This is a genomic window from Saccharopolyspora sp. (assembly GCF_017434145.1).
Lineage (GTDB): Bacteria > Actinomycetota > Actinomycetes > Mycobacteriales > Pseudonocardiaceae > Saccharopolyspora_C > Saccharopolyspora_C galaxeae.
Genome location: NZ_JAFRFW010000833.1, coordinates 1 through 7,814 on the forward strand (window position 1 = coordinate 1; position 7,814 = coordinate 7,814).

8 protein-coding genes are annotated in these 7,814 nt (G+C 70.9%); 4 read left to right on the forward strand and 4 right to left on the reverse strand.

Features of this window, described 5'->3' with window-relative positions:
• Nucleotides 1-244: 244 nt before the first annotated feature.
• Nucleotides 245-2,002 (forward strand): GAF domain-containing protein, encoded by a 1,758-nt coding sequence (locus IJH84_RS22620; protein WP_295148756.1) that lies wholly within the window; start codon nt 245-247, stop codon nt 2,000-2,002.
• 271 nt (nt 2,003-2,273) lie between these two features.
• On the opposite strand, the gene IJH84_RS22625 is transcribed toward IJH84_RS22620, so the two are convergent.
• Together IJH84_RS22625 and IJH84_RS22630 are read right to left on the reverse strand one after the other, a co-directional pair.
• Nucleotides 2,274-2,570, reverse strand: a complete 297-nt coding sequence (locus IJH84_RS22625) for a hypothetical protein (RefSeq protein ID WP_200070623.1) — start codon at nt 2,568-2,570, stop codon at nt 2,274-2,276.
• A 108-nt stretch (nt 2,571-2,678) separates the two neighbouring features.
• Entirely contained in the window at nt 2,679-3,377 is a 699-nt protein-coding gene (locus tag IJH84_RS22630) for a response regulator transcription factor (protein ID WP_295148762.1), read from the reverse strand.
• 404 nt (nt 3,378-3,781) lie between these two features.
• On the opposite strand from IJH84_RS22630, the gene IJH84_RS22635 reads away from it, so the two are divergent.
• Nucleotides 3,782-3,919, forward strand: coding sequence for a hypothetical protein (locus IJH84_RS22635; protein ID WP_200070821.1), 138 nt, complete (start codon nt 3,782-3,784; stop codon nt 3,917-3,919).
• A gap of 138 nt (nt 3,920-4,057) precedes the next feature.
• Here the strand turns inward: IJH84_RS22635 and IJH84_RS22640 are convergent, their stop codons facing one another.
• Both IJH84_RS22640 and sfnG read right to left on the reverse strand, forming a co-directional pair.
• Nucleotides 4,058-5,284 (reverse strand): acyl-CoA dehydrogenase family protein, encoded by a 1,227-nt coding sequence (locus tag IJH84_RS22640; RefSeq protein WP_295148767.1) that lies wholly within the window; start codon nt 5,282-5,284, stop codon nt 4,058-4,060.
• A 94-nt stretch (nt 5,285-5,378) separates the two neighbouring features.
• Complete coding sequence (gene sfnG / locus IJH84_RS22645; RefSeq protein WP_295148770.1) at nt 5,379-6,506, reverse strand: dimethylsulfone monooxygenase SfnG; 1,128 nt, start codon at nt 6,504-6,506, stop codon at nt 5,379-5,381.
• Nucleotides 6,507-7,116: 610 nt separating this feature from the next.
• On the opposite strand from sfnG, the gene IJH84_RS22650 reads away from it, so the two are divergent.
• Both IJH84_RS22650 and IJH84_RS22655 read left to right on the forward strand, forming a co-directional pair.
• Nucleotides 7,117-7,602 carry an NUDIX hydrolase gene (locus IJH84_RS22650; RefSeq protein WP_200070627.1) on the forward strand — a complete coding sequence of 162 codons (486 nt, stop codon included), beginning with the start codon at nt 7,117-7,119 and terminating at the stop codon, nt 7,600-7,602.
• A gap of 26 nt (nt 7,603-7,628) precedes the next feature.
• A partial coding sequence (locus IJH84_RS22655; protein ID WP_295148775.1) for a hypothetical protein occupies nt 7,629-7,814 on the forward strand: 186 nt, incomplete at its 3' end.

Sequence of the window (7,814 nt, forward strand, 5' to 3'; positions counted from 1 at the left end):
ACAGCGCACCCCCGGAAAGCGCCGGGTCGCCGGAGCGCGCACGCCCCCCGGAGGCCCCCGCCGAGAGCTGATCCGACACGCCCGCGCGCACCACCCCGGACCAGCGCGAATGGAGTAGCCGCGGCGCGTCCGGTCGGTCACACTCGCAGCACACGCGCGGCCCCGCGCCCACGCGCCACCGGCGACGGCCCCGGCCGTCACGACGCGCGCCGAGCGCGGCACACCGGAACGCACGCCGAGAGCGATGGACCAGCCGATGCCCGATGCCTCCTCGTCCGACCCGGTGAGCTCCCAGCTGCAGGGAGTCGCCTCCACGCTGGGCGACCTGCGACTCGACGAGCTGCTCGGCGAGTTGCAGGAACGCCTGGCCCGGGTGATCAGCACCCGCGACCGGATGCAGGACCTGCTGGACGCGGTGCTGGCGATCGGCACCGAACTCGAGCTGGACAGCACCCTGCACCGCATCGTCACCACCGCCACCGAGCTGGTGCAGGCCCGCTACGGCGCGCTCGGCGTGCTCGGCCCCGGCGGCGAGTTCACCCAGTTCGTGCACGCGGGCATGGACGCCGGGACCACCACGGCGATCGGCGGCCTGCCGAAGGGGCACGGGATGCTCGGCCAGGTCACCCGCGACCCGCGGCCGCTGCGGCTGGCCGACCTCACCGAACACCCGTCCGCGATCGGATTTCCGGCGCACCACCCGCCGATGCGCAGCTTCCTGGGCATCCCGATCCGGGTGCGCGACGAGGTGTTCGGCAACCTCTACCTGACCGAGAAGCTCGACGGCGGCGAGTTCAGCCAGGACGACGAGGTGGTGCTGCGCGCGCTGGCCGCCGCCGCCGGGGTGAGCGTGGAGAACGCGCAGCTGTTCGACCAGGTCCGGTTGCGGCACCGCTGGCTGCAGGCGTCGAGCGAGATCACCACGGAGCTGCTTTCCGGGGTCAGCACCGCCGACGGCCTGCGGCTGATCGCGCAGCGCGCGATGGAGATCTCCCGCGCGGACTGCGCGCTGATCGTGCTGGCGCGGGAGGGAACCGCGACCGGACTGGCGCGGGTGGAGGCGGTCGCGGGCGAGGCCGACATCGAGGTCGGCATCCCGGTGACCACCGACGGGCCGGTGCTGGCCAGCCTCACCGGGGACACCCCGGTGCTGGAGTCGGACGTGTCGGCCTCCCCGGTCAGCGGCTTGCAGCACGTGCTGCCCGGCTACGGCCCGGCGCTGGCGGTGCCGCTGCACTCCGGCGAGGCCGGGGCGGGCGCCGTGATCGCGTTGCGGCGCAAGGGGAATCCGCCGTTCGGGCCGGGACAGGTGCCGATGCTGGCCTCGTTCGCCGACCAGACCGCGATCGCGCTGGAACTGGCCGCGAAGAACCGCGCGCAGCGCCAGCTGGACGTGTTCGGCGACCGCGAACGCATCGCCCGCGACCTGCACGACCACGTGATCCAGCGGCTGTTCGCCACCGGCCTGAGCCTGCAGGGCACGCTGCGCCGCGCCACCGACGCCGACGTGCGGCGGCGGTTGCAGCAGGCGGTGGAGCAGCTCGACGACACCGTGCGCGAGATCCGCACTGCGATCTTCGACCTGCATTCCGCGCCGGAAACCGACGAGCCGGTGAGCCTGCGCAGGCGACTGCTGGACACCGTGGCCGACGCCAGCAGCGGCGCCGGCTTCGCACCATCGGTGCGGATGTCCGGGGCCGTCGACACCGCGGTGCCCGCCACCTACTTCGAGCACGCCGAAGCGGTCGTGCGGGAGGCGGTCACCAACGCGCTGCGGCACGGCGAGGCCACCGAGATCACGGTCTCCATCGACACCGGCGCGGAACTGACCATCGAGATCGTCGACAACGGGACCGGCATCGGGGAGCATCCCGCCCGCAGCGGGCTGGCGAACCTGCGCAAGCGCGCCACCCAGTGCTCGGGCGGCCTGGAGGTGCAGGCCGCTGCCACCGGCGGCACCCGGCTGTGCTGGCACGCCCCGCTCAACAGCAACGAGCCCTGACCGCGGGGGCCAGGGCTCGTCAGGACCGGGTTCTTCGTCCCACTTGTGTTTGCTGGAATGTTTCGTCTTTCCAAGCGGCGTCAGCCGCTTTCGCCACCTAAGCAACCGGCAACGCCGCGGGTTCTCAGGCGTCTGCTCGCGAGGACAGCGGCCCGGACCTGTAAAGACGCCGCGTAGGGAGCTACGTCAGGATGAGATCCCGCAGCGAGCAGGCGCCTGAGGTTCCGCCAAGCGACCACCTACGCAAAACGAGCTCAATGCAGATCCTGCTTCAGTGCTCGTCGTAGTGGTCCTCGTGCGCGGCGTGCCGGTGGCCGTCGTGCAGGTAGTCGACGTGGTCGCCGTGCGGGACCGCGACGTGCCCGCAACCGTCGCCGTGCCGGTGGGCGTGCTGTTCGTGCACGGTGTGACCGTTGGGCTCGCACTCGTCGTAGTGCCCGTCGTGCGCGGTGTGCAGGTGCCCGTCGTGGACGTAATCCACGTGGTCGCCGTGCGGGACCGCGACGTGCCCGCAACCGTCGCCGTGCCGGTGGGCGTGGTCGGTGTGTTCCTGGTGCGCGGTGGTCATCGATCTCCTTCAGCGCTGAACGGGGTCCGGTTTGACCCGTTCAGCCTAGGAACACCGGCAGCCGAACACATGCCGAAGCACGCATGCGAACTCGTTCGAGGCGCCTGATCACTTGTCGTGGTGGCCCTGGCGCAGTTCGGTGGCCAGCACCGCTGCCTGGGTGCGGCGTTGCATCCCGAGCTTGGCCAGCAGCTGGGAGACGTAGTTCTTCACCGTCTTCTCGGCGAGGAACATCCGCTCGGCGATCTGCCGATTGGTCATGCCGACGCCGATCAGCTCCAGCACCGCGCGTTCCTGCTCGGTCAGCCGGTGCAGCGGGTCCTCCTGGGCCTGCTTGCGCCGCTGCCGCTCCAGCACGGCCGCGGTGGTGCGCGAGTCCAGCAGCGACCGGCCAGCGGCGACCTGCCGGATGGCCGAGCGCAGGTCGGAGCCGAGCACCTGCTTGAGCACGTAGCCGGAGGCACCCGCCATGATCGCGTCCAGCAGCGCCTCGTCGTCGGAGAAGGAGGTCAGCACCAGGCACCGCACGCCGGGCAGGATCGTCAGCAGTTCGCGGCACAGCTCGATGCCGTTGCCGTCCGGCAGCCGCACGTCCAGCACGGCCACGTCCGGATTCGCCCGCGGCAGCCGCACGAGGGCTTCGCGCACCGAGCCGACCTCGGCGACGATCTCGAAGTCGGTTTCGTCCTCCAGCAGATCGGCGATGCCCCGGCGCACCACCTCGTGATCGTCCACGAGCGCGATCCTGGTGCCGCGCGCGGCGCCGTCCGGTGCGCCCTCTTCCCGGACGCCGTCACCTGTGTCCATCTCGCAGCCCCGCTTCCACCCGCGGACCGCGGGCGACGCGCCAGATCTCGCCTTCCCCAGGCTAAGCGCAGCTCCCCCGGCCCACAGCAACAGCCGGATGCGCGCGCGGCCGCTCAGCTGATCCGCACTCCGGTTTCGATGTTCCGCCGCATCACGGTTCGTCCCATCTATTCGCCCGGCCGCCCACCGCGGCCGGATCCCCTCGCAGTCAAAGGTAGAAATCGGATACGCGGCGTCACACGGCCAAAGGTCCCCACCCACCCGGCCGGATGACGGGCGAGGTGATCGGTTCCGCCGCGTCGCCGGGCGTGGTGTGATCGGTCGTGCGGCTTCGAACACGGGGCGCGGACGCGAGCTGCGGAAGGGGCGGAATGCAGCGAGGACGCAGGGGCCACCCGTGCGAGGTGGACACCACCCGGCTCGGGCCGTACCAGTGCCCGGAGTGCGGGCAGCACTGGGAGGTCAACGGCATCGCCGGTTTCGAGCCGAAGGTGCGCCGGGTCAGCCGGGTGGCGTGGTTCTTCGCCAAGTGGTTCGGCTGAGGCCGATCGAGCGACCGGTCGCATCGGCACGGGCTATCGCAGGATCTTTCCCGCATCGACTCGCCCGACGGCAGCGCCCGCGCGAGAGCGCCCGCCCGGCTGGATCGCCGGACGGGCGCTGGTGCCACGGCATCGGGCTCAGGTGTACCAGGTGGGTTCCGGGATTTCGCCGAGCAACGCGTAGCGGCCGACCTCGACCCGCTTGTAGGCCACCGGGTCGTGCAGCGTGTGCGTGCGCAGATTGCGCCAGAAGATGTCCAGGCCCGCCTTGTTCGAGGTGGCCCGCGCACCGGTGACCTCGTAGATCTTGGTCGCGATCTCCAGGCCGGTGTCCACGATCCGCTGCTTCGCCGCCGCGATCAGCACGGCCGCCGAGCCGCGCTGCTGCGCGGTCACCGACTCGCGCTCGGCGTGCAGCAGTTGCTCCAGCTCGCCGCCCGCCCGGTCGATCAGCGCCTCCGCCGCCCACAGCTTGGCCTGCAGGTCGCCGTAGGCGTCGAGGACGTAGAACTCCTCGGTGGCGCTTTCCTTGTTGTCCCCGCCGTAGGGCCAGGCGCGGGTCTTCTCCCGGGTGTAAGAACTCGCCACGTCCAGCGCGCCCTGCGCGATGCCCAGGTAGAAGTTCGCGAACACCAGCTGGATGGTGGGCGTGTTCAGCGTGTTGTAGACCAGCGGCCGGAATTCCTTGTCCACGTAGCCCGCCGCCGATTCCCACGGCACCCGCACGTCGCGGATCTCGACGCTGCCGGACTCGGTGAGCCGCTGGCCCAGGTTGTCCCAGTCGTCGCCGAACACGATGCCGTCCTGGTCGGAGGGCACGATCGCGAAGATGTGCTTGTCGGTGCCCGCCAGCACGCCTTCCAGGACGGTCAGGTCGGAGACCTTGCCGCCGGTGGAGAACGACTTGCGGCCGTTGAACACGATTTCCGCGCCGTCGTCGGTGATCACCACGTCGGCGTCGCGGGGGTTGACCGCCCCGCCGAAGAACAGGACCTCGCCGGTGTAGAGCCGCTCGACCTGCTCGATCTGCTCGTCGGTGCCGACCAGCCGCACCGCCCACGCCCACAGGTAGTGGTAGCCGAGCAGCTGGCCGATGGATCCGTCGCCCTTGGCGACCTCGCGGGTGACCTTGTACGCGGTGGACCAGGTCTGCCCGCCCCCGCCGTGCTCGGCGGGGCCGAGCAGGGTCACCAGCCCGGCGTCCTTGAGCAGCCGGACCTCGGCGTGCGGGGTCTCGCCCGCCCGGTCGCGGGCGACCGCGTCGGTGGCCAGCAGCGCGGCGACGTCCTGCGCCCGCTCGATCCAGCCCTGCGCGGTGCTCGGGCGCTGCTGCCAGCGCGTAGCGGTGTCGTCGGTAACGCTCATTCTGTTGTCTCCAAGTCAGGTCAGGAGGTGTCCGCGCACCGGCCGTTGCGGCTGGCCCGGTGCGCGACCACCTGCGTGCGAAGAGTTCGAGGGCTCAGACAGCGGCGCCGACGGGATCGCCCTTGCGGTCCAGTTCGGCTTCCAGCTCGCGGACGATGGGCAGCACGTGCTGGCCGAAGTGCTCGACGTCTTCGAGGTAGTGCAGGAAACCCAGCAGGATCAGGTTCGCGCCGCGCTTCTTGTACTCGATGATCCGGTGCGCGATCTGCTCCGGGGTGCCGATCAGCCCGGTGCGGAAACCGTCGTTGTACTGCACCAGATCGGCGAACTCGGAGTCCGCCCACATGCCCTTTCCGTCCGATGTGGAATTGCCGGCCTGCTGCACGGACTTGCGGAAGCCCTCCACGGCCTCGGTGTCCGCCTTGTCCACGATCTCCCGCAGCACGGCCTTGGCCTCGGACTCGGTCTCGCGGGCGATCAGGAAGCCGTTGAGTCCGAATCGGACGGTGCGCCGGTTCGCCGCCGCGTGCTCGCGGACGTCGGCGACCTGCTCGGAGAAACCGTCGAAGTCCTTGCCGTTGCTGAAGTACCAGTCCGACACGCGCCCGGCCAGCCGCCGTGCGGCGGTGGAGTTGCCGCCCTGGAAGATCTCCGGGTGCGGCCGCCCGGGCACCTGGTACGGCTGCGGGCGCAGGCTGAAGTCGCGGATCCGGTAGAAGTCGCCTGCCAGCTCGAAGTTCGGCTGCGTCCACAATCCGCGCAGCACGCGGATGAACTCCTCGGTGCGCCGGTAGCGCTCGTCGTGCTCCAGCCACGGCTCGCCGAGGCCGGTGAACTCGCCCTTGAACCAGCCGCTGACGATGTTCACCGCGAACCGGCCCTGCGAGATGATGTCTGCGGTGATCCCGAACTTCGCCAGGATCGCCGGGTGCCACAGCCCGGGGTGCGCGGCCACGATCAGCTTCAGCCGCTCGGTCTCGGTGAGCAGGCCGAGGCTGAACGCCGCCGGATCGTGCTGCTCGGCGGCGCTGTAGCTGGAGGCGTAGCGGACCTGGCTGAGCGCGTACTCGAACCCGCTGCGCTCGGCGAGCACCGCGAGCCGCTTGTTGTAGTCGTAGCTGAACTCGGTGCGCTGTTCGATGGTGCTGGTGACCAGGCCGCCGCTGACGTTGGGCACCCAGTAGGCGAACTTCAGCGGTTCGGCGGGCTTGTCTTCGGACACGGTCGTCTCCCGTTGTGCGGTCGTGCTCGGGCGGCGGCGCGCGGACGCGCTGCACCGCGGTGCGAGAAAGGGATCGACCGGCGGGCCGCCGCGCGATTGACGCGCTGCGCGGCCGTCGCCGGGTACAGCGGAACTGCGCCTGCCTGGGAACTGAGCCGACCTGGAACCGGGCCGGTCTGGGAACTGAACCGACCCGGGAACCGGGTCTGCCTGGCAACCGGCCTGCCTGGGGAATCGGACCTGCCTGCTACAGGACGCGGAAAACGGCCGGAAGTTCGCGAGCGGCGGCGCTGGAGATCAGAATCGACAACCCTGCGCGCCGACGCGGACGAGGTCCACGTGGCGGCGTTTCGTCAGCTGCGCGGCGAACACGGGCTCATCCGACCAGGGCCGCCGAAGGACTGTCAACAGCGCCGAACGGCGTTCCACGCTGCGGACACCCGGACCATCCACAAAGGACCAATCGGCCCAGTGCGGCCCGCCGGGTGCTGGAGCCGCCCACCGGGCCCCGCGCGCGGCCGCGTTGCTGCGGGATTTCCGGGCGCACCGGCGGTAACCTGATCGGTTCGACAGCGGCCCGGCCGCCGGGGCTCGACGAAGGGATCTTGCGATGGCGAAGTTCTCCTGGCACACCCGCGCCGTGCCTGCCGAGCTGCCGGTCCGGCAGGTCTACGGATTCCTGTTCGCCCCCGACGGCCGCGTGCTCATCCGGGTCGACGGCGGCAAGCACTCGCTGCCCGGCGGACGACCCGAACCGGGCGAGTGCGGCTACGTCGAGGTGCTGCGCAGGGAGACCTTCGAGGAGGTCACGCTGGACATCACCGAGCCGCACTACCTCGGCTACCAGTGCGTGGACGACGGCGTCTCCCCGTACGCGCAGGTGCGCATGGCCGCGCGGATCAGCGGGGTGCACGCCCCGGAGCCGGACCCGGACAACGGGCGGACCTACCTGCGGCTGCTGGTGCACCCGGCGAAAGCCGGTGACCTGCTCAACTGGGGCGAAACCGGGCACCAGCAGGCCGTGGCCGCGGCGAACGCGGCGGTCGCCGTGCTGGGCCTGCCGCAGGACGGCCTGCCCGCCAGCGGATATCTCTAGGGCCTTGCGGAAGCATCCGCGCAACGGTGCTGCTCGAACTGCCGCGCGGGACCGGCCACCGGCGTAGCCACAGCCGCGGAAGGCCGCTCCCCGATCCGGCTTCATCGACCGGAAAGGCTCCCCGCCAGGACGCTCACGACAGCCGCGCCAGCTCCGGCAGTCGCCCGGCGAGTTCCTCCGGTGCGGGCATCGCGGCGATCTCGGCCGAGATC